The 19978-nt window shown below is 70.3% G+C and carries 21 protein-coding genes; 14 read left to right on the forward strand and 7 right to left on the reverse strand.

The genetic code is table 11. The annotated features are described in order from the left end of the window. Nucleotides 1-346: 346 nt before the first annotated feature. The gene (locus HH310_RS18105) at nucleotides 347-1561 is read right to left on the reverse strand and encodes an MFS transporter (protein WP_169176736.1); all 1215 of its coding nucleotides are present in this window, start codon (nucleotides 1559-1561) and stop codon (nucleotides 347-349) included. 69 nt (nucleotides 1562-1630) lie between these two features. On the opposite strand from HH310_RS18105, the gene HH310_RS18110 reads away from it, so the two are divergent. Next, the gene (locus tag HH310_RS18110; protein ID WP_169176737.1) at nucleotides 1631-2125 is read left to right on the forward strand and encodes a MarR family transcriptional regulator; all 495 of its coding nucleotides are present in this window, start codon (nucleotides 1631-1633) and stop codon (nucleotides 2123-2125) included. Between the two features lie 9 nt (nucleotides 2126-2134). Beyond that, entirely contained in the window at nucleotides 2135-2551 is a 417-nt protein-coding gene (locus tag HH310_RS18115) for a DUF4395 domain-containing protein (RefSeq protein WP_169176738.1), read from the forward strand. Between the two features lie 80 nt (nucleotides 2552-2631). Here HH310_RS18115 and HH310_RS18120 read toward each other — a convergent pair whose 3' ends face one another. Together HH310_RS18120 and HH310_RS18125 are read right to left on the reverse strand one after the other, a co-directional pair. Further along, on the reverse strand, nucleotides 2632-3300 hold the full coding sequence (locus tag HH310_RS18120; RefSeq protein WP_020512124.1) for a response regulator: 669 nt from the start codon (nucleotides 3298-3300) through the stop codon (nucleotides 2632-2634). Nucleotides 3301-3307: 7 nt separating this feature from the next. Continuing rightward, the gene (locus tag HH310_RS18125; protein ID WP_396027525.1) at nucleotides 3308-5002 is read right to left on the reverse strand and encodes a GAF domain-containing sensor histidine kinase; all 1695 of its coding nucleotides are present in this window, start codon (nucleotides 5000-5002) and stop codon (nucleotides 3308-3310) included. 92 nt (nucleotides 5003-5094) lie between these two features. On the opposite strand from HH310_RS18125, the gene HH310_RS18130 reads away from it, so the two are divergent. From HH310_RS18130 to HH310_RS18155, 6 genes are read left to right on the forward strand one after another with little or no spacing between them, the layout of a single operon-like run. Beyond that, nucleotides 5095-5547 (forward strand): SRPBCC family protein, encoded by a 453-nt coding sequence (locus HH310_RS18130; RefSeq protein ID WP_169176739.1) that lies wholly within the window; start codon nucleotides 5095-5097, stop codon nucleotides 5545-5547. 15 nt (nucleotides 5548-5562) lie between these two features. After that, nucleotides 5563-6375, forward strand: coding sequence for a hypothetical protein (locus HH310_RS18135; protein WP_248294106.1), 813 nt, complete (start codon nucleotides 5563-5565; stop codon nucleotides 6373-6375). 23 nt (nucleotides 6376-6398) lie between these two features. Continuing rightward, entirely contained in the window at nucleotides 6399-7349 is a 951-nt protein-coding gene (locus HH310_RS18140; protein WP_169176740.1) for an ROK family glucokinase, read from the forward strand. A 47-nt stretch (nucleotides 7350-7396) separates the two neighbouring features. Beyond that, nucleotides 7397-8050, forward strand: a complete 654-nt coding sequence (locus HH310_RS18145) for an endonuclease/exonuclease/phosphatase family protein (RefSeq protein WP_169176781.1) — start codon at nucleotides 7397-7399, stop codon at nucleotides 8048-8050. Between the two features lie 25 nt (nucleotides 8051-8075). Next, a complete protein-coding gene (locus tag HH310_RS18150; RefSeq protein WP_169176741.1) occupies nucleotides 8076-9419 on the forward strand; it encodes an NAD(P)/FAD-dependent oxidoreductase in 1344 nt (447 codons plus the stop codon). Further along, the gene (locus HH310_RS18155; RefSeq protein WP_169176742.1) at nucleotides 9416-10165 is read left to right on the forward strand and encodes an alpha/beta hydrolase; all 750 of its coding nucleotides are present in this window, start codon (nucleotides 9416-9418) and stop codon (nucleotides 10163-10165) included. The genes HH310_RS18150 and HH310_RS18155 overlap by 4 nt, the downstream gene beginning before the upstream one ends. Here HH310_RS18155 and HH310_RS18160 read toward each other — a convergent pair. Then, complete coding sequence (locus HH310_RS18160; protein ID WP_169176743.1) at nucleotides 10148-11578, reverse strand: trehalose-6-phosphate synthase; 1431 nt, start codon at nucleotides 11576-11578, stop codon at nucleotides 10148-10150. The two genes, HH310_RS18155 and HH310_RS18160, sit on opposite strands and share 18 nt — an antisense overlap. 55 nt (nucleotides 11579-11633) lie before the next feature. Beyond that, a complete protein-coding gene (locus HH310_RS18165) occupies nucleotides 11634-12428 on the reverse strand; it encodes a DUF308 domain-containing protein (protein WP_169176744.1) in 795 nt (264 codons plus the stop codon). Nucleotides 12429-12584: 156 nt separating this feature from the next. On the opposite strand from HH310_RS18165, the gene HH310_RS18170 reads away from it, so the two are divergent. After that, the gene (locus HH310_RS18170; RefSeq protein WP_169176745.1) at nucleotides 12585-13292 is read left to right on the forward strand and encodes a 1-acyl-sn-glycerol-3-phosphate acyltransferase; all 708 of its coding nucleotides are present in this window, start codon (nucleotides 12585-12587) and stop codon (nucleotides 13290-13292) included. Here HH310_RS18170 and HH310_RS18175 read toward each other — a convergent pair. Next, the gene (locus HH310_RS18175; RefSeq protein WP_211192308.1) at nucleotides 13260-13940 is read right to left on the reverse strand and encodes a Crp/Fnr family transcriptional regulator; all 681 of its coding nucleotides are present in this window, start codon (nucleotides 13938-13940) and stop codon (nucleotides 13260-13262) included. The genes HH310_RS18170 and HH310_RS18175 overlap by 33 nt on opposite strands. A gap of 254 nt (nucleotides 13941-14194) precedes the next feature. Between HH310_RS18175 and HH310_RS18180 the strand changes: the two genes are divergently transcribed. From HH310_RS18180 to proC, 4 genes are all read left to right on the forward strand, one after another. After that, nucleotides 14195-15049 carry a phosphotransferase gene (locus HH310_RS18180; RefSeq protein WP_169176747.1) on the forward strand — a complete coding sequence of 285 codons (855 nt, stop codon included), beginning with the start codon at nucleotides 14195-14197 and terminating at the stop codon, nucleotides 15047-15049. Between the two features lie 21 nt (nucleotides 15050-15070). Next, nucleotides 15071-15559 carry a polyadenylate-specific 3'-exoribonuclease AS gene (locus HH310_RS18185; protein ID WP_169176748.1) on the forward strand — a complete coding sequence of 163 codons (489 nt, stop codon included), beginning with the start codon at nucleotides 15071-15073 and terminating at the stop codon, nucleotides 15557-15559. Between the two features lie 176 nt (nucleotides 15560-15735). Continuing rightward, nucleotides 15736-16764, forward strand: a complete 1029-nt coding sequence (locus tag HH310_RS18190) for a 6-phosphofructokinase (protein ID WP_169176749.1) — start codon at nucleotides 15736-15738, stop codon at nucleotides 16762-16764. 58 nt (nucleotides 16765-16822) lie between these two features. Further along, a complete protein-coding gene (proC, locus tag HH310_RS18195) occupies nucleotides 16823-17617 on the forward strand; it encodes a pyrroline-5-carboxylate reductase (RefSeq protein ID WP_169176750.1) in 795 nt (264 codons plus the stop codon). Between the two features lie 5 nt (nucleotides 17618-17622). Here the strand turns inward: proC and HH310_RS18200 are convergent, their stop codons facing one another. Further along, nucleotides 17623-18288 carry a DUF429 domain-containing protein gene (locus tag HH310_RS18200; RefSeq protein ID WP_312034175.1) on the reverse strand — a complete coding sequence of 222 codons (666 nt, stop codon included), beginning with the start codon at nucleotides 18286-18288 and terminating at the stop codon, nucleotides 17623-17625. Between the two features lie 244 nt (nucleotides 18289-18532). Between HH310_RS18200 and HH310_RS18205 the strand changes: the two genes are divergently transcribed. Then, entirely contained in the window at nucleotides 18533-19978 is a 1446-nt protein-coding gene (locus HH310_RS18205; protein ID WP_312034176.1) for a glycosyl hydrolase family 18 protein, read from the forward strand.

Below are 19978 nucleotides of genomic sequence, written 5' to 3' on the forward strand. Positions count from 1 at the left end.
CATCGCGGGACGCGGATCCACGATGCGGCCACCGATTCCAATGAATGGGCGCCTGTCCCGAATATTGGACGCGTCGCCGCGCTGCGGTGGTCAGACCGCCGAGTCGCCTTGGCCTTTTCCATAGACATGTCGGATATGCGCGGGTGGCGGTCGCTGATGGGCGGCATCGGGGCACCGGCGGTTGCGCCTGCCACGGGCGCTGCGCCTGCCGCGGGCGCTGCGCCTGCCGCGGGCGCTGCGCCTGCCGCGGCCGTTGCGCCTGCCGCGGCCGTTGCGCCTGCCGCGGCCGCCGACCGTGCCTACTCGCCGTTCGCGCTCGGAACGCTGGGAGGGCAGCCGCCCGCGGTCAGGCCGGGACTGGCAGGTTGGGCTGGCTCGGGGCTGCGGCTGCCCGGGTCAACGTGCGGACGGCGGGGATCAGCAGCTGGGAGAGCGCCGCCGCGGCCAGCACCAGGGCGCACACGACCAGGACCGGGTTGACGCCGAAGGCCGAGGACAACGGGCCGGCCAGGGCGTTTCCGATGGGCATCGCGATGAAGGACGCCAGCGTGTCCCAGGACGCGACCCGGCCCAAGGAAGTTTGCGGGACGCCGTCCTGGATGGCGGTCTCCCACGCGACGTCGAAGAAGATCAGGCCGGCGTAGCCGATCACGGCGCCGATCAGGACCGCGGTCAGCTCGGCGGGCCAGACGTACGCCAAAGCCCACAGCGGCATCAGCAGCAGGGTCAGCCAGCCGGCGCGGAGCGGGAATTTGGGCCGTACGCGCATGGCGACGATCGCGCCCAGCATGCCGCCCAGGCCCTCGGCGGACGCGATGAAGCCGGCCGAGGGGGCGCCGCCCAGCTTCGTCACGGCGATGACCTGCACCAACACCAGGATGACGCCGTTGGCGATGTGGTAACCGGTCGCGCCCAGCAGCCCGGCCAGCAGCCACCGGCGGCTGGTGACCTCGCGCCAGCCCGCGGCCAGCTCCTTGAGCATCGGGTTGCGGGGGCCTCGCTCGGCGCGTACGTGCAAAAGAGCGCAAGCGATCGTCGAGGCCAGGAAGCTCGCGGCGTTGACGGCGAAGCCGGCCGGCGCGCCCCAGGCGCCGACGATGAGCCCGCCGAGCGCCGGACCCAGCACCGAGCTGCCGGTCTGCAGCATGCTGAGCGTCGCGTTGGCCTGCTGCCGCCGGTCGATCGGGATGAGCAGCGGACGCAGCGCGGTGAACGCCGGGTTGAAGAAGCTGCCGGCCGCCGACGAGACCGCGGCCAGACCCGCCAGCAGCGGAAGGTGGTACCCGCCGGCGGCGAACATCGCGGCCATCGACGCGGCGGCCAGCAGGCGGACCACGTCGGAGCCGATCATGACGTGCTGGGGCTGGAGACGGTCCGCCCAGACGCCGCCGAACAGCGTTCCGGCCAGCATCGCGATGATCGAACACGCCATGACCAGGCCCAGGTCGCCGGCGCCGCCACCCGAGGTGACCACGGCGACGGCCAGCGCGACGGTCTGGAAACCATTGCCCACCCAGGACAGGGTCTGACCGGCGGCGAGCAGGCGGAAATCGGAGAGCATGATTGCGTACGCTAGTTCAGCGTCTAACTATTCGCAACCTAATAATCAGATCGGTGGCACAATGGCGTCGTGGACAGTGTGGATCGGCATGTGACCCGGTGGGCGGCGTTCTGGAGGGACGACCCGGCGTTCGACCCTGAGGTCGAGGGGGCGCTGGTCCGGATACACGACATCATGAAGTGGTCGCGGCGCGCGGATGTGGCGGCGTTCGCGGCGAGCGAGGACTTCACGCTCGAGGACTACAAGACGCTGCACGCGCTGATGGTTCAGCCGCATCCGGTCGAGGCGACGCCGGCGCAGCTCGCCGACGCCACGCACGTGACCCGGGCGGCGATGACCAGTCGCCTGGACCGGCTCGCCGCGGCCGGGCTGGTGACGCGCGAGGTGGATCCGCACGACCGGCGTCAGGTGCTGATCCGGCCGACCGCGGCGGGGCGCGAGGCGTGGAACAAGTACGTGTTCGAGGGCATCGAGCGCGACAAGCAGCTGATGAGCGCGTTATCGAGAGACGAGTTGGTGCAGCTCAACGTCCTGCTTCGCAAAGTATTGACATCTCTCGAATAGGCTGCGCGCATGGAACTCGATCCCCGGGGCCCGCGGTTCGCCGCGACGCTGACCACCGTCGTGTTGATCGTGGTGCTGGCGACCGGCTGGGGCTGGCTGGCGCTGGCGCAGACGGTGGTCTTCGCGATCACGGCGCTGGATCCCCGGCGCGGGCCTTATTCGTACCTTTATCGCGCTTTTGTCCTGCCGAGGATGGGCCCGACGACCCAGCGTGAGGCGGCCGCACCCGTGCGCTTTGCGCAGTTTGTCGGATTTTGCTTCCTCGCCGTGGCAAGCGTGGGATACCTCGCCGAGGTGACCACGCTGGGCGTGGTGTTCGCGGCGTTCGGCCTGCTGGCGGCATTCCTGAACGCGGCGTTCGGGCTGTGCCTGGGCTGCGAGGCCTACCTCGCGATCCGCCGGCTGCAGGCACGAAAAACCGCATAAAGACCGAAAAATCGGGCGGGCGCGGGTCGGAACACTGAGCGAGGCGCCCAGCTTTGGGCCGGGCGCCTGTTGTTGCTGCCTCAGAACTTGGGGGCGTCCGGGGCCTCGAGCAGACCCAGCCGCAGCGCCGTCATCAGTGCCTGTGCGCGGTTGGCCGCGCCCAGCTTCTCGTACAGCTTCGAGATGTGCGTCTTCGCCGTCGACTCGGAGACGAACAGCTGCTTCGCGATGCCGGCGACGCTCATGCCGTCGGCCAGCAGGCGCAGCACCTGGCCCTCGCGCGGGGAGAGCTGCGGGCCACTCGGCGCGAGGCGGCGCTTCATCGCCTCGGCGAGGTCGGCCGCGGTGAACGCGCTGGGCGCGGAGGCGGCGTGCCGGGCGGCCGCGACGACCTCGTCCGCCGGAGCCGTCTTCGGCACGAACGCGCTCGCACCCGCCTCGAGCGCACCGAACAGCTGGTCGTCACCGGCGTACATGGTGAGGACGACGATGCCCATGTTGGCGTTGTTCTTCCGGAGGGCCTTGGTGGCCTCGAGACCGCTGCCGTCGGGCAGGCGCAGGTCCATGATCACGACGTCCGGCTGGAGCGCCCCGGCCTGGCGCACCGCCTCCGCGGCGGTGGCCGCCTCGCCCACGACCTCGAACTGCCGGTCGCGCTCGAATGCGTGTCGCAGCCCCTTACGAATCAGGTCGTGATCGTCGACAAGGAGGACCTTGGTGCGCGTCGTCGGCGCAGGACTGGTCGACATGCTCGGGTTACTCCCCTTCTGGAGCGGAAACGCTATCCCGCACGCTATCGCGCCTGGCCGGAGATCCGAGTACTACAGCCACAGTTGTCCCGCTGGGGTGTCGTGGCGTGATCTTCAGACGGCCCCGGATCCGTTCGGCGCGTTCTCTCATGATGGTCAAGCCGTAGCGACCGTCCGGGCGGTCGTCGGCGAAGCCTTTGCCGTCGTCGGAGACCTCGATCTCGGCGTACGGCGGGTCGACGGTGCAGGTAACCCACAGGTTAGAGGCTCCCGCGTGCTTGCGCGCGTTAGTGATCGCCTCTTGAGCGATGCGCAGCAATTCGGCCTCCGTCGCGGCGGGTAGCCGCGCCGTCGACTCGTCGAAGGTAAAGTGCACCCGGAGCCCGGCCGAGGTGCCCAACGTACGCGCGTACTCCGCGATCGCCGCGGCCAGACCCCCGTTGCGGTCGACCTCGGAGCGCAGCTCGAACAGGCTCAGCCGCAGTTCCGTGATCACCCGGGTGACCTCGGCACGCAGCGTACGCAGCTCCTCGGCGGTTTCCTCGGCGCCCTCCGGCAGGGTGGCCTGAGCGTTGTCGATGCCGTAGCCGACCATGACGAGCTCTTGCGCGACACCGTCGTGGATCTCCCGGGCCAGCCGCTGGCGTTCCTCATTGGTGGCCAGCGAGCGCACGTCGTCGAAGAGAAGCGCGGCCTCCAGCCGCAGGGCAGCCGGTTCGGTCACCCAGGTGACCTCGGAGACCACCGATTGCGGGTACGCGTTGGCGACGTCCGATTCCAGGATCACCAGACCGATCGTGCGTACGCCCGCAACCAGCGGGACGACCAGCGAAGACGTGTCGCCTCGGCGGGTCGACCGGGCCTGTGAGCGGCTCGCGGTCTGGGGCTGCTGGGTCGCCCAGGCGTCGGCGATTGCGGAGTCGGCGTCCAGTGTCGTCTCCCAGTCGACCCGCTCGACACCGGTCTGCGCCAGCACGACGAGCCGGCCGCCACCGCTGGCCGACAGCACGGCCGCCCGGTCGGACGGCGTGACCAGCCGCAACTCCTCCAGCAGGTGCTCCGAGATGCCGCCCGGATCCAGGGTCGCGCCCGGCAGGGAACGGGCCACGCTGCGCAGCTGGGTCAGCAGGCGGGTCGCTTCCGCGTACGGCTGGGGGGTCTGCTCGGCGGGCTGCATGAACTGGCGCATGGTGTCGGCCGCGAACGTGATGATCGCGCCGAGCACCAGCCACTGGCCGCCGGCCGCGAGGAAGCCGGGCTCGGTGATCATCGGGCCGTCGTCGCCGTTGGTGATCGAGCCACCCACCACCAGGGCGACGGCCGCGACGCCGAGCAGCGCCGCGCCCTCGGTGGGCCGCCGCCGCAGGGCCGCGGTCAGCAGCGGCACGGCCAGATAGGGAAGGACGACCTCGGCGCCGAAGCCGGCGTCCAATGTGCCGCTCGCGTTGCTGGCCGCGGCGACCGAGCCGGCGGCCAGGCCGGTGACGGCGACCTCGGCGAAGCGGCCGAGCGGGGCGAGCACCCGGTGATCGGGCGCGAAGAAGGCGGGCAGCGCGGCGACCGCGAGCAACGCGATCCAGCGCAGCTGCGCGGGATCCTCGGTGGCGATCAGCGTGAGGGCAGCCACCAGCGCGAGCATGACCACGCGCGCCGCGATGGCGAGCGGCTGGACACGCCCGGAAAAGCTGGACAGCATCGGCACCTGACGGATGGTAGCCGCCCATGCTCAATCCGGCGCGGTCCGGAGGCGGCCCGGTCGCCGGGAATGTCGGACGCTCGGGGTAGCCTCCGTGCATGGCGGATACGTCGACGCAGTCGATCGAGGTGATCGCACCGCTCGACCGGGTTGCCGCGGTGATCAGCGACTTCCCGCGGTACCCGGAATGGGCCGACGCGATGAAGCAGGTGGAGGTCCTCGAGGAGTACGACGACGGCTACGCGGCGAAGGTTCGTTTCGTGATCGACGCCGGGGTGCTCGTCGACGATTACACGCTCGAGTACGCGTATGCCGACGACCTGTCCCGCATCGAGTGGGAGCTGGTCGCCCCGTCCAAGACGCAGAAGTCGCAGCGCGGCTCGTACGATTTGACCGAGGACGTCGACGGCACGACCACGGTGACGTACACGCTCGAGGTGGAGCTCTCCATCGGCATGCTGGGCATGTTCCGGCGCAAGGCCGAGAAGATGATCATGGATACGGCGCTCAAGCAGCTCAAGCGCCGCGTCGAGAGCCTGCCGGCGAACTGAGGAACGAGGAAAGACATGCCCTCCTCCGCGCGAGAGGAAGCCGAGCGCCTGGTCGCGGCGGTCCTCGCGATGGCGAGCACCGGCGCCGGAAAAGGCAATGATGGCCTGGGCGCGCTCGGCGACCTGGTGGGCAAGGTGGCCGGCGCGGCGTTCGGGCAGGGATCCGGCGGCAGCTGGGCGACCGGCAGCGCCGAGTGCTGCGTCTGCCCGATTTGCCGCGCGATCTCCGCCATGCGCGATCCCAGCCCGGACACGGCGGCGAAGCTCGCGGTCGGGGCCGGCGATCTGGCCCACGGCGTGGCGAGCATGATGCGCGCCTTATCGGCGATCAGCGGCGAGCGACCGGCCCCGCCGGCGAAACCGGCGTCGCAACGTCCGAGCCCGGACGAGGCATGGTCGGCGGCCACCCGGAAAGACCGCGGCGACACCGGCCGCGACGATGTCAACAACGCCGACGAGGCGTGGGCGGCCGCGACCAACGGCCCGGCCCCCGATCCCGAGTCCGACCCCTGGGGCGCCGCCAGCGCCGCGTCCGCCGAGGCCGTTCGAGCCGAGCGCCGCGCCGCCGCCAAGGCCGCCGCGGACGCCGCCGCCGAGGCCGCCCGCCGGGTGCGGGAGGCCGCCGCCCAGGCCAAGGCGGCGCGCGAGGCGGCCCAGGCGAAGCGCGAGCCGGACACCGATGTCGTGCAGAACACCACGCCGGAGGTGGCACCGCCGGGGCGTACACCTCAAAGGTTTGATGTGTGGGCGGCGGCCACCGCCGCCGACCTTGAGCGAAAGCCGGACGTGGATCATGATGACCGCGACGGTGCGGGCGATCTGAGCTAGGCAGCAAGAGGGGACGGGGCAGCGTGACGCTGACCATCGGAGTCGACGTCGGCGGCACGAAAGTTGCCGGTGGGGTGGTCGACGAGCGCGGCACCATCGTGACTACGAACCGGCGGAGCACCCCCGCCGAGGATCCGGCCGGCACCCGCGACACGATCGTCGAGGTCGCGGCCGAGCTCGCCGAGAAGCATCCGGAGGCCACCGCGATCGGCATCGGCGCCGCGGCGTGGATCGACGCGGCCGCCTCGACCGTGCTGTTCGCGCCGAACCTGGCCTGGCGCGACGAGCCGCTGCGCGACTACGTGAGCAAGGCGGTCGGCCTGCCGACCGTGCTGGAGAACGACGCGAACGTCGCGGCCTGGGCCGAGTTCCGGTTCGGTGTCGCCAAGCACGCCGACGACTCGATGCTGCTGATCACCGTGGGTACCGGTATCGGCGGCGGCATTGTTCTGAACGGCAAGCTGTGGCGCGGGGCCAACGGCATCGCCGCGGAGCTCGGGCACATCCAGTCGGTGCCGGACGGGCATCCCTGCGGGTGCGGGCGGCTCGGCTGCCTGGAGCAGTACGCGAGCGGGAACGCGCTGGTCCGGTTCGCCCGGGCGGGGGCGCGGCAGGAGCCGGAGCGGGCCAAGCAGCTGCTCGAACTGGCCGGCGGCGACCCGCTGAAGATCAGCGGCCGGCAGGTCACCGAGGCGGCGCGGGCCGGCGACGGCGTGGCCCGGGACGCGTTCTCGCAGATCGGCTACTGGCTCGGCGTCGCGATGGCCGACCTGGCGCAGAGCTTCGACCCGCAGATTCTCGTGGTCGGCGGTGGCGTGGTCGACGCGGGCGACCTGCTCATGACCCCGACCCACACGACTTATCACGATCAGCTGAAGCAGCGTGGCCGTTTCCCCGTTGCCGAAGTGGTGGCTGCGGAGATGGGCAATACGGCGGGAGTGGTCGGCGCGGCCGACCTGGCCCGCCGCCTCTGAAGCATCGAGACGAAGGGCCTAACTTGTCCGGGGTGCCGCTGCGGGTCATGAGCTACAACGTCCACGGGCTGAAGGACGACCGGGCGGCCCTGATCAGCCTGATCCGCGAATGCGCCCCGGACGTGCTGATCGTGCAGGAGGCCCCGCGCCGGTGGCGCTGGCGGCACAAATGCGCGGCGCTTGCCGACGACACCGGCCTCCTGTTCGCGGCCGGCGGCATGCCGGCGCTGGGCAACCTGCTGCTGGTGGACATGCGGGTCCGCGTGCACGACACCTGGTGCGTGCGATACCCGCTGACCCCGGGCCGGCACATGCGTGGCGCCGTCTTCGCCCGCGCTTCGGTGCACGGTGCGAGCTTCACGCTCTCCGGGTCGCACCTGGCTACGGATCCGGCCGAGCGGCCCGCTCAGGCGGCGCTGTGGAAGGAGTCCCTCGCGGCCCTGGAGGGGCCGGTGATCGCGGCCGGTGACCTCAACGAGGGGCCCGGTGGCGGCGCCTGGCGGACGGTCGGCGACGGGCTGGTGTCGTCGCAGGGCGGGCAGCCCACGTTCCCGGCGACGCTGCCCGCGCGGCTGATCGACGGCTTGTTCGTGAGCCCGGACATCACCATCGAGAAGTACGAAGTTGTCGAGTCCGAGCTGGCCCGGCGCGGGAGTGATCATCTTCCCGTTCTCGCTGACTTGAGCCTCCCTTCCGAGTGACGCCGCCTTCTGGCAGGATCGCCGCGTGCAAGACACTCCGGACATCGCGGACCGGCATGACGCGATCTGTGTGATCGGCGCCGGGGCCGGCGGGCTCGTCGCGATCAAGAACCTTCGGGAGCACGGCTTCGCCGTCGACTGCTACGAGCGGGAGACCTCGGTCGGCGGCGCCTGGAACTGGCGGCACGACCGCAGCCCGATGTACGCGAGCACCCACCTGATCTCGTCGCGCCCGCTGACCGAGTTCCCCGATTTTCCGATGCCGGACGACTGGCCGGACTATCCGCACCACACGCAAGTGCTGTCCTATCTGGAGCGCTACGCGGAACATTTCGGACTCGGCGCGCACATCTGGTTCGGCACCGAGGTCGTCTCCGCGGTGCCGGTCGGCGACGGGCGCTGGGACGTGACGACCCGGTCGACGGGCGGCGGCGCCGAGCGCGTCCAGCGGTACGCGGGCCTGGTGGTCGCCAACGGGCACAACTGGGATCCCGCCAAGCCGGAGATCCCGGGGGAGTTCCGGGGCCAGGTCATCCATGCCGCCGCGTACCAGGACACCGCCCAGCTGCGCAACCGCAAGGTCCTGGTGATCGGCGGCGGCAACACCGGGTGTGACATCGCGGTCGAGGCAGCGCAGCAGGCCGCGACCGTGTGGCATTCGACGCGGCGTGGTTACTGGTACGCGCCGAAATATCTCTTCGGCCGTCCGTCCGACCAGGTCAACGACCGCTTGCTGCGGTTGCGTCTGCCCTTGCCGGTACGCCAGTGGTTGTACCGCCGCACGGTCGGGCTCACGGTCGGCGACCTGACCCGTTTCGGCCTGCCCGCACCCGACCACAAGCCGTATGAGACGCACCCGATCGTCAACAGCCAGCTCCCGTTCTACCTGGCGCACGGCCGGATCACCGCGGTGCCGGACGTGACCCGCTTCGACGGCGCCGCGGTGGAGCTCGCCGACGGCCGCCGCGTCGAACCCGACCTGGTGATCACCGCGACCGGCTACCGCGCGCGGTTCGAGTTCCTGGCCCCGGAGATCCTCGACACCGACGCGGACGGCCGCCCCGACCTGCACCTGCACGCGTTCGCCCGCAAACATCCGACGCTCGCGGTGGTGGGCCTGCTGCAGGGCGACGCCGGGGTGTTCCCGCTGGCTCACTGGCAGAGCGTCGCGATCGCCCGCTGGCTGCGGCTGCGCACGACCGACCCGGTCCGGGCCGCCGCGGTGCAGCAGAAGGAGTCCACCCGGCCGGTCGGTGGCTGGTCCCGGACCAAAGTGGTGCATACCCGGCGGCACTGGTTCGAGGTTGATCACGTGAACTACCTGCGGTCGGTCGAGGGCTTGCTGCGCGAGATGGAGACCTCGAAATGACCATCCTGCGCTTCGACGATTGGACCGATCCCGTACGCCCGGTGAAGCGCGACGTGATAGCGAAGCTCCCCGAGGACGCGGGAGAAAACCCGCCGGTCCTGTTCGTCCCCGGTCCGGGCCACGGCGCGACCGCGTTCGCCGAGCACTGGCTGCCGCACGCCGCCGGACGCGGGTTCGCCGCCTACGCCCTCACCCCGCGCGACGGCGGCAAGCTGCGCGAACACGTGCACGACGTGGTGCAGACCGCGGCCTCGCTGCCCCGGCAGGTGGTCCTGGTCGGACACGGCGAAGGGGCGCTGGTGGTCGCGCACGCGCTCGGCCGTTATCCGGCGCGTGCGGCCGTCCTGGCGGCGCCGGTGCTGGACCGCTGGGCCACAATGGGGACGGCGCTGCGGGTCAATCCCCTGGGGGCGATTCCGGCGGTGTTCGGCGGCCGGCTGCGGTGGAGTCGCCGGCAACTGCTGAGCGCTGGCGCGCCGGTCGAGGCGTACGGGAGAAGCAGTCGGTTGGTGACCTCGCGCAAACCGGTGCCGAAGCCGGTCGGTGACCCGCCGGCGCTGGTGATCGGCAGCCCGGACGATCGGGTGGTGCCGCGTAAGTCGCTGGACCGCACGGCCGCCCGGCTCGGCGGCGCGCCCTTGCTGTTCCCCGGCATGGGTCACGACCTGATGCTGGACGCGGCCTGGACCGATCCGATCGAGGCGATCCTGGACTGGCTCACCAAGGAGCTATCGGCGGCGAGCTGATCGCCGGGGCACGCGCTGGGCCAGCTGGCCGGTCCGGTCCAGCGCGGACAGGTAGGCGCGGGCCCAGGCCAGGATGTCGTGCCGGGTCAGGTATTTGCGCATCGCCGCCATCTGCGCCGCCAGGTCGGCCGGGTCGGCGCTCATCGCCCGCAGCAGGGTGTCCTTCAGCCCGTCGACGTCGTGCGGGTTGACCAGGAACGCGTCGGTCAGCTCGTCGGCGGCCCCGGCGAATTCGCTGAGCACCAGCGCGCCGGTGTCGTCCCGGCGGGCCGCCACGAACTCCTTGGCCACCAGGTTCATCCCGTCCCGCAGCGGGGTCACCACCATGACGTCGGCGGCCTGGTAGAGCGCGGTCAGATCGGCCCGGCCGAACGGCTGGTTCAGATAGTGGATCGCCGGCTCGCCCACGCGTCCGTACTCGCCGTTGATCCGCCCGACCTCGCGCTCGATCCGCTCGCGCAGGCCCTGATAGGACTCCATGTGCTCGCGGCTCGGCACGGTGACCTGCACCAGCACCGCGTCGCGCACCTTCACCAGGCCGTCGCGCAGCAGTTCACTGTACGCCGTGAGGCGGTGCTCGATGCCCTTCGTGTAATCCAGCCGGTCGACGCTGACCAGCACTTTCTTGTGCGCGCCTAGATCGTGGCGCAGCTGCTTGGCCTGGTTCACGACGTACGGCCGGGCGGACAGCACCCGCATCTCGGCCACGTCGATCGACACCGGGAACGCGCCGGTCCGGACCGTCCGGCCGTCCAGCTTGATCGCGTCGTCCTCGCCGTGCGCGCCGAGCAGTTTCGCCGCGAGCTGGGCCACGTTGTGCGCGGCCTGCGGGCGCTGGAAACCGACGAGGTCGGCGCCGAGCATCCCGTCCAGCAGCTCGGTCCGGCGGGGGAGCTGCATGAACAACTCGGGCGGCGGGAACGGCACGTGCAGGAAGAAGCCGATCAACACGTCCGGGCGCAGGTCGCGCAGGATCCGGGGCACCAGCTGCAGGTGGTAGTCCTGCACCCAGATCGCGGCGCCCGGCTCGGCCACCTCCGCGGCGGCCTCGGCGAACCGGCGGTTCACCGCGCGATAGGTCTCCCACCAGCCGCGATCGAAGACCGGCGTGGTCACCGCGTCGTGGTAGAGCGGCCAGAGCGTGGAGTTGGCGAAGCCCTCGTAGTAGCCGTGCAGCTCGGGCTCGCTCAGCGAGATCTCGCGCAGCCGCAGCGATCCGATGTCCGGCAGCTCGCGGGCGGTGCCGACGCCGCCACCCCAGCCCACCCAGGTCGCCGGTTCCTTCTGCAGGATCGCGTGCAGGGCACCGGCCAGGCCGCCCGGGCTGCGGCGCCACTCCGACGCGCCGTCCGGCGCGGCGTTGTCATCGATGGGAAGACGGTTGGCCACGACCACGAGCGAACTCTGGCGCATCACCGAAGGTTACTAGACCGCTACGGGCGATAAATACCCACTGTGGTCAATGGCTCTAGACCACGGCTCCGTCGTCGAAGTCGTCCTCGTCGTCGTCGCCCGAGCGCAGCCGCCACACCAGCATGACCGCGCCGGTCACGATCGCCGCGAAGCCGATCAGCGTCACGTAGTCCTGGTCGATCGGGATCAGCCGCGGGAACAGGAACAACACGAAACCGGCCACCACCGCGAGGATTCCGATCACCGCGTACTTCGAGATGCGCGGCAGCGGCGGGGGCGGCGGCGGAACGTACCGCTCCTCTTCCTCGTCGTCCTGGTCGTCGAGGTCGGCGCCGAACGTGTCGAGCCCGTCGAGCAGCGACGGCTGGTCGGTGACGCGCCGCTGGTAGGTGACCGCGTCCGGCGCCTTGGGGCCGGCGCTCATCGGGGGTTCCGGCTTGGTCTCGATGTTCTCGGTGGCGGGCCACGGCTCCGCGGTGGGGTCGACATCGGTGTGGAAACCGGCGACGATCTTCGCGAACTCGGCCTCGATGTCGGGTTCGCGCGTCGGGTCCTTGTCCGGCGGCGGGGTCGGCGGCTTGCCGCCGGTGATCTTGTTGAAGTGCTCGCGGGCGGCGTCCAGGCGGGTGCGGTCGACGTAGAGCCGGTCGGTCGGGCGCGCGGGCAGCGTGGTGGCCCGCAAGATCGGATTCAGATCGGCGCTGGGCTGCAGGTACGCGGCGATGCCGTCGATCGCGAGCACGTCGAGGAGGTGTTCGCCGACGCGCGGATCCACGTCGCCCGCGACCGCGTAATCGGCCGCGTCGAGCCCGTTGTCCCGCCGCCCTCGGCGGGCGCCACCCGCTGTCACCCTGCACACTCCCTTGCCGACCGTGCCTTGAATGGTGACACGACAAGCACCGGTTGCGGGAGTGCGTTGTGGCGCGCCTTCCCGCTTCGTACGCTTCGTTTGCGCCCGGATGTCCTGAACGTCCGTCGCTGAGTCAACCTCGAGGAGCGCGACACCGTGTTCTACTGGCTGCTCAAGTACGTGGTTCTCGGGCCCGTGCTGAAGGTACTCTTCCGCCCCGATGTGACGGGGCTCTCCCACGTGCCTAAGTCAGGTCCGGTCATCCTGGCCTGCAACCACCTCTCATTCTCGGACTCGATCTTCACACCGTTGATGGTGGATCGGCGGGTGACGTTCGTCGCCAAAGCCGAGTACTTCACCGGCAAGGGCGTCAAAGGCTGGCTCATGCGGCAGTTCTTCGCGAACACCGGGACCATCCCGGTGGACCGTTCGGGCGGCGAGGCTGCCCGCGCGGCTCTGGACACGCTGCTGCGGGTGTTACGCGAGGGCGGCATCGCCGGGATCTACCCGGAGGGCACCCGGTCGCCGGACGGGCGGCTGTACCGGGGCAAAACCGGCGTCGCCCGGCTGGCCCTGGAGAGCGGCGCGGTGGTCGTCCCGGTCGCGTTGCTCAACACCGACGAGATCCAGCCCACCGGCACCCGGATCCCCGCGATCAAGCGGGTCCGGATGCGCTTCGGCCCGCCGATGGATTTCTCCCGGTACGCCTCGGCGCGCGGCGACCGTTTCGCCGAGCGTCAGATAACCGACGAAATCATGTACGAGCTGATGGCGATGACCGGTCGCGAGTACGTGAACGTCTACGCCTCGAAGCTGAAGACCGCCCCGGCGTCAGCCGACGGTCATGCCCGCGCGGCGGCGTAGGGCCTGCAGATCGGTGACCACGATGCGGCGGCCCTCGGTGCGTAGCCAGCCGCGGCTGGCGAACGAGCCGATCGCCTGGTTCACGCTCTGTCGCGAACCGCCGGCCATCTCGGCGAGCTGGCTCTGGTTCAGCTCGATCGTGATCATCGGGGCCTGGCTCTCGCCGGCGAGGCGTACGAGAGTCTTGGCGACCCGGCCCGGTAGGTCGAGGAAGACATGGTCGGTGTTCTGCTCGGTGAGCCGGCGGATCAGCGCGCCGACCGAGCGCATCACCGCGTCCAGGATGCGCGGGTTGGAGTGCACCAGGTCCATGAACGCGGCACGGGACAGCGTCAGCGCCTGACAGTCCTCGATGGCCTCGGCGGACGTGCTGCGGGTCGACGCGTCCAGAAGGGAGACTTCACCGAGCACATCGGGCGGCCGCACCACGGTCAGCACCGCGCGCTCGCCGGTCGGCGCCGTACGGAAGATGGCCACCGACCCTCGCTTCAGGATGATCAGCGACTCACCGGGATCGTTCTCCACGAAGAGGATCTGTCCCTTGCGGTACGTGCGGGGCACGGCCGCGGCGATGACGCGGTGACGGACGTCCGGCTCCAGGCCGGCGAACATCTCCACGCCGGTGAGGGCGTCGCCGCCATCAGGCATACGGTGGTCCACGGCGCTATCCCTCCCCCGGTGGGGGCGGCGTCGACTTTGCCCGGCCGGCGTCGGCCCCACGACGCGAACGATCACTCTTAGCATGAAGCAACCCTCTAGCGCCATTTCGACGCTCGCGAGTGCTACCACCGCCACATAGGATCATGTCGCGCCTGTCGCTTTCTGTAAACCTCTCGATGCCTTGAGTGATCGTCGCCCCACTTGTCCGTCACATATCCGGTTAGTACGGCCATAATCCCGCCGTGCCGGATGACGACCTCCTTGAATCGACATTGCGTGACGAGTGGCATCTCACCCCGGCCGAGATCACGGCGTTGCCGGAAGCGCTGATGTCGCGGGGGTGGCTGGTGGTGTCCGGAGCGGACCACTACGTGTGCCGGCTCCACGAGACGTCCGCCCGGCTCCCGGTCGAGGCCGGGCTCGCCGCCGCCGAGCATCTGCTGACCCGCGACATCGTGGCCGGTGAGCCGATGCGCACCCTGGGCGGCGGCCTGACCGTGCAAGTGGACGACGGCGCGTTGTCGCTGCTGCGCCGGGCGCCGGGCCGCGGGCTGGACGGCGCCGATCCGATCGATCAGCAGTGGTGGGGCGATCGGCTCGGCAGCGTGCACCGCGCGTTGCAGGGCTTCCACCATCCCGGGGTGCGGCCGTGGCAGATGCTCGATCCGGACGCGTCGCATCTCGCCGTCGCGCCCTGGCTGCGCGGTGCCGTCGCGGACGCGGTGACCGCCACCACCCGGCTGACCATCACCGATCGCCTCACCTACGGCATCCTGCACGGCGATCCGGCACCCGGCCGGTTCGTGGTCGACGTGCGTACCGGAAAGGCCGGTCTGCTCGACTGCGGCGCGAGCGGCGTCGGGCCGCTGGTGTACGACGTGGCCGCCGCCGTGGTCTACGCGGGCGGCGTGGACCGGGCCGCCGAGATGATCGACGGATATCTCGCGGCCGGTCCGGTCGGGCCGGACGAGTTGCACGCGGCCCTGCCCGTCCTGTTGCGGTGGCGCTGGGCGGTGCTGGCCGACCGCGCCGCCCGGTTGCGGCTGCCCGACGTGCTGCGACGCGCCCACGAGGCCCTGGAGTCGATGCCCGGTTGAGCATGAGCGAGTATTAAGGGGATGCCATATCGCTACTTTTATGACTGCGAGTTCATCGAGGACGGGCTCACGATCGACCTGGTCTCGATCGGCGTGGTCGACGAGTTCGGCCGTGAGTTCTACGCGGTCAGCACCGAGTTCGACGAATCAAAGGCGATCCCTTGGGTACGCCGGAACGTGCTGGACCGCCTGCCCTCGCCGTCCGACAAGTCCTGGCGTTCGCGCGAGCGGATCCGCGACGACCTGTACGAGTTCCTCCTCGAGCCGGTCCGCGGCCGGGACGAGGAGATCGAGCTGTGGGCGTGGTACGCCGCGTACGACCATGTGGCGCTCGCCCAGCTCTGGGGCTCGATGCCGGCGCTGCCCCGGGAACTGCCGCGCTTCACCAAAGATCTGCGCCAGCGCTGGGACGACCAGGGCCGGCCGACGCTGCCGACCATGGCCGGACGGCACGACGCGCTGGTCGACGCCCGGCACAACCTGGCTCGCTGGAAGGTCCTCGGCAGCTGACCGTTGTGGTTAGGCTGGCGCTGAGAAACATGCTCGTCCGTCAGCGGGCCGTCTTCCGCTGCGCGGGGGCGGCCGATAAAGTGCGCTCGCGGCTTGCCCCAGGCCCGGCACGCTGCGCGCCCTGGGGCTCGACGAGCTGACTCACCTCGCGACCCCGATCAGGGAGGACGAAACACATGCGCATCGGCGTGCTCACCGGTGGCGGCGACTGCCCCGGCCTCAACGCGGTGATCCGGGCGGTGGTCCGCAAGGGCGTCGCCGCGTACGGCCACGAGTTCGTCGGATTCCGGGACGGCTGGAAGGGCCCGCTCGAGGGCCTGACGAAGCCGCTCGGCATCGCCGAGGTCCGTGGCATCCTGCCGCGCGGTGGCACGATCCTCGGCTCCTCCCGCACCAACCCGTTCAAGATCGAGGGCGGGGTCGAGCGGATCAAGGCGAACCTGGCCGACATGGGCGTCGACGCGCTGGTCGCGATCGGCGGCGAGGACACCCTGGGCGTCGCGACCAAGCTGAACGACCTGGGCGTCGACGTGGTGGGCGTGCCGAAGACGATCGACAACGACCTGAACGCCACCGACTACACGTTCGGCTTCGACACCGCCGTCAACATCGCGATGGAGGCGATCGACCGGCTGCACACCACCGCCGAGTCGCACCACCGCACGCTGGTCGTCGAGGTGATGGGCCGGCACGCCGGCTGGATCGCGCTGCACGCCGGCCTGGCCGGTGGCGCGAACGTGATCCTGCTGCCCGAGCGCAACTTCGACGTCGAGCAGGTCGCCACCTACGTGACCAAGCGGTTCCAGGTGGAGTACGCGCCGATCGTCGTGGTCGCCGAGGGCGCGCAGCCGCTCGAGGGCCAGATGCAGCTGGTCAACCAGGAGCTGGACGCGTTCGGCCACGTCCGTCTCGGCGGCATCGGCCAGTGGCTGGCCGAGCAGATCGAAGCCAAGACCGGCCACGAGGCCCGCACGGTCGTGCTCGGTCACGTCCAGCGCGGCGGCACCCCGACGGCGTTCGACCGGGTGCTCGCCACCCGCTTCGGCCTGCAAGCCATCGACGCGGTCCACGAGGGCGACTTCGGTAAGATGATGGCGTTGCGCGGCACCGACATCGTGCGCGTGCCGCTGATCGAGGGCACCGGTGAGCTCAAGACCGTGCCGCTCTCGCGCTACGAAGAGGCCGAGGTCTTCTTCGGTAGTTAGGAACGAGCTTGGGACGAGGGCGGCCGACCGGCCGCCCTCGTTTCTTTTGGAGGCGAGAATGACCACGATTGCCGTGATCGGGGCCGGGAAGCTCGGTGAGCTGGTCCTCTCCGGACTGCTGCGCGCCGACTGGCCGGTCGGGCAGCTGATGGCGACCACCCGGCGGCCGGAGCGCGCCACCGAGCTCGGCGAGAGGTACGGGATCCGGACGGTGACCAACCGGACCGCCTTCGCCGAGGCGGACGTGCTGCTGATCGCGGTGAAGCCGGCCGACGCGCCGCAGGTGCTGACCGACTTCGGCGGTGCGTTGCCGCCGGGCCGGCTCGTGGTCTCGCTGTGCGCGGGGCTGCCCACCAGCGTGTTCAGCGAGCGGCTGCCGGACGGCGTCCCGGTGGTGCGGGTCATGACCAACACACCCGCGCAGGTCGGCCAGGCGATGACGGCGATCTCGGCGGGCCGGTCCGTCACCGACGAGCATCTGGCGCTGGTCGAGGACATCTTCCGGCCGCTGGGACGCACGGTGCGGGTGCCCGAGGCGCAGCAGGACGCGGTCACCGCGGTCTCCGGGTCCGGCCCGGCGTACCTCTTCCTGGTCGTCGAGGCCATGGTGGACGCCGGGGTCCTGCTCGGCCTGCCCCGGCAGACCGCGCACGAGCTGGCCGTGCAGACCGCGCTGGGCGCGGCGACGATGCTCAGCGAGTCCGGCGAGCAGCCGGCGAGCCTGCGGGCGGCGGTCAGCTCACCGGGCGGCACCACCGTCGCCGCGGTCCGCCAGCTCGAGGTCCACGGTGTACGCGCAGCCTTCTACGCCGCCCTGGAGGCAGCCCGTAACCGCTCCCGCGAGCTGGGCTGACTCTCCTAATACCAGATGGCGATCTTCGAGCCGTTGTCCTCTTCGGGCGGGCTCGGGTGGCTCGCGGCCGTGCCGATCGCCATCCGGTGCGCGGACCAGGCCACCGCCGCGGCGTCCAGGATGTCGTCCGGCGGTGCCTGGCCGGCCGGTCCGAGCTCGTCGGGTAACACGATGCCGTTCTTGGCGAGCAACGCCCGGCGCCGTGCCTGACCGGTCCACGTCTTCTTGGCGTACTGCAGCGGCTCGCCCGCCATGGTGCGGAACGAGACCTCGGGGTGTGCCTCGAAGAGCAGGCCCGGATGGCGTTCCCAGATCGCGTTCGCCTCGAGCAGCTTGGGGCGCAGCGCCCAGGACTGGCGGCTGAGCCCGGCGCCGGTCAGCTCGCGGCAGAGCCGGTTGGCCGCGGCGAAGTCGGCCTCCATCCAGACCGCGCGCGGCGGCACCCGGAAGACGCTGCCGCGGCGTGGCCCGAGCTGATCGGCGGCCGCGGTGTCGGCAGCCCGCCAGCGGTCGGGCAGCATGCCGAGCGGGATGTCCACCCCGATCACGGCGGCGCCGGAACTCCCCGCGACGATCTCGTACAGGGTGGAAGCGAGCAGGGCCCGGCCGAACGTACCGTCGCGAAGTTCGACGCCGACCCAGCCCAGCGCGTACGCGTCGACTCCGATCACGTGGATGCTCATCGTCGCCTCAGGGCTCGGTCGCCGAGCGATAGGCCACATTGAGCACACCGATGCCGCCGCATGGTCATGACGGCAGACTACGCGCTGTTCCCATTCATGTGCACCCCGTCACGATGGGTCGCGGCAAGTTGATAGTCGTGTGTGATCGCCTTGACGGTCATCGATGTCTGCGCCTACCGTCTCTCTTTAAGCTTTTTGGAAAGTTTCCTAATTGTTTGAAGAGGAGACTGACGTGCAGAAATCCCTGCGTCGTGCTCTCCTGGGTGCGGTTCTCGCGGTGGCGGCCACCGTGATGGTTCCGATGTCCCAGGCTTCGGGCGCGGCGGCCTGTGCCCCCGCATGGTCTTCCACCGCCACCTACACCCAAGGCAATGCCGCATCGCAGAACGGGCACAACTACACCGCCAAGTGGTGGACCCAGAACGAGTCACCCGCCACGCACAGCGGACAGTGGGACGTCTGGGCCGACGCCGGCGCCTGCGGTGGCACCACCACGCCGCCGACCACGCCGCCCACGACCCCGCCGACCACCCCGCCCACGACCACGCCGCCGACCGGCACCAGCGGCAAGAACGTCGTCGGCTACTTCGCCGAATGGGGTGTCTACGCCCGCCAGTACTTCGTCAAGAACCTGGTTACCTCCGGCACCGCCGCCAAACTGACCCACATCCTGTACGCCTTCGGCAACACCACCGGGGGTCAGTGCTCCATCGGGGACTCCTACGCCGACTACGACCAGGCGTACACCACCGCGACCAGCGTGGACGGCGTCGCCGACACGTGGGACGCCGGTGCGCTGCGCGGCTCGTTCAACCAGCTGCGCAAGCTCAAGAAGCAGTACCCCGGCATCAAGGTGCTGTGGTCGTTCGGCGGCTGGACGTGGTCGAGCGGGTTCACCCAGGCCGCCGCCAACCCGGCCGCCTTCGCGAACAGCTGCTACAACTTGGTCAAGGACCCGCGCTGGGCGGACGTCTTCGACGGCATCGACATCGACTGGGAGTACCCGAACTCCTGCGGCCTGCAGTGCGACGCGAGCGGTCCGGCGGCGTACAACAATGTGATCTCCGCCCTGCGCACCAAGTTCGGCCAGAGCTTCCTGATCACCTCGGCGATCTCCGCGGACGGCTCGAACGGCGGCAAGCTGGACGTGGCCGACTACGCGTCCGGCATCCAGAAGCTCAACCTGGTCTTCCCGATGACGTACGACTATTTCGGCGCGTTCAGCCCGCAGGGTCCGACCGCGCCGCACTCGCCGCTGACCTCGTACGCGGGAATTCCGACGGCCGGCTTCTACTCGGACGCGGCCATCCAGAAGCTCAAGAGCAAGGGCGTGCCGGCCAGCAAGCTGCTGCTCGGCGTCGGCTTCTACGGTCGCGGCTGGACCGGTGTCTCGCAGGCGGCGCCGGGTGGCTCGGCCACCGGTCCGGCGCCCGGCACCTACGAGGCGGGCATCGAGGACTACAAGGTCCTCAAGAACACCTGCCCGGCGACCGGCACGGTGGGCGGCACCGCGTACGCCAAGTGCGGCAGCAACTGGTGGAGCTACGACACGCCCGCGACCATCGCCGGGAAGATGTCGTACGTGAAGCAGCAGGGGCTCGGCGGGGCGTTCTTCTGGGAGCTCTCCGGTGACACGAGTAACGGTGAGCTCGTTTCGGCAATCAAGAACAACCTTTAA

The organism is Actinoplanes sp. TBRC 11911, assembly GCF_012933445.1.
Taxonomy (GTDB): domain Bacteria; phylum Actinomycetota; class Actinomycetes; order Mycobacteriales; family Micromonosporaceae; genus Actinoplanes.

Excerpts from the sequence above, each read along its gene's own strand:
- HH310_RS18120 (WP_020512124.1), bottom strand. The coding sequence starts at position 3,300 with ATGTCGACCAGTCCTGCGCCGACGACGCGCACCAAGGTCCTCCTTGTC.
- HH310_RS18135 (WP_248294106.1), top strand. The coding sequence starts at position 5,563 with ATGCCCTCCTCCGCGCGAGAGGAAGCCGAGCGCCTGGTCGCGGCGGTC.
- HH310_RS18175 (WP_211192308.1), bottom strand. The coding sequence starts at position 13,940 with ATGCCTGATGGCGGCGACGCCCTCACCGGCGTGGAGATGTTCGCCGGC.
- HH310_RS18185 (WP_169176748.1), top strand. The coding sequence starts at position 15,071 with ATGCCATATCGCTACTTTTATGACTGCGAGTTCATCGAGGACGGGCTC.
- HH310_RS18160 (WP_169176743.1), bottom strand. The coding sequence starts at position 11,578 with ATGCGCCAGAGTTCGCTCGTGGTCGTGGCCAACCGTCTTCCCATCGAT.
- HH310_RS18115 (WP_169176738.1), top strand. The coding sequence starts at position 2,135 with ATGGAACTCGATCCCCGGGGCCCGCGGTTCGCCGCGACGCTGACCACC.
- HH310_RS18130 (WP_169176739.1), top strand. The coding sequence starts at position 5,095 with ATGGCGGATACGTCGACGCAGTCGATCGAGGTGATCGCACCGCTCGAC.
- HH310_RS18190 (WP_169176749.1), top strand. The coding sequence starts at position 15,736 with ATGCGCATCGGCGTGCTCACCGGTGGCGGCGACTGCCCCGGCCTCAAC.
- HH310_RS18155 (WP_169176742.1), top strand. The coding sequence starts at position 9,416 with ATGACCATCCTGCGCTTCGACGATTGGACCGATCCCGTACGCCCGGTG.
- HH310_RS18145 (WP_169176781.1), top strand. The coding sequence starts at position 7,397 with ATGAGCTACAACGTCCACGGGCTGAAGGACGACCGGGCGGCCCTGATC.
- proC (WP_169176750.1), top strand. The coding sequence starts at position 16,823 with ATGACCACGATTGCCGTGATCGGGGCCGGGAAGCTCGGTGAGCTGGTC.
- HH310_RS18105 (WP_169176736.1), bottom strand. The coding sequence starts at position 1,561 with ATGCTCTCCGATTTCCGCCTGCTCGCCGCCGGTCAGACCCTGTCCTGG.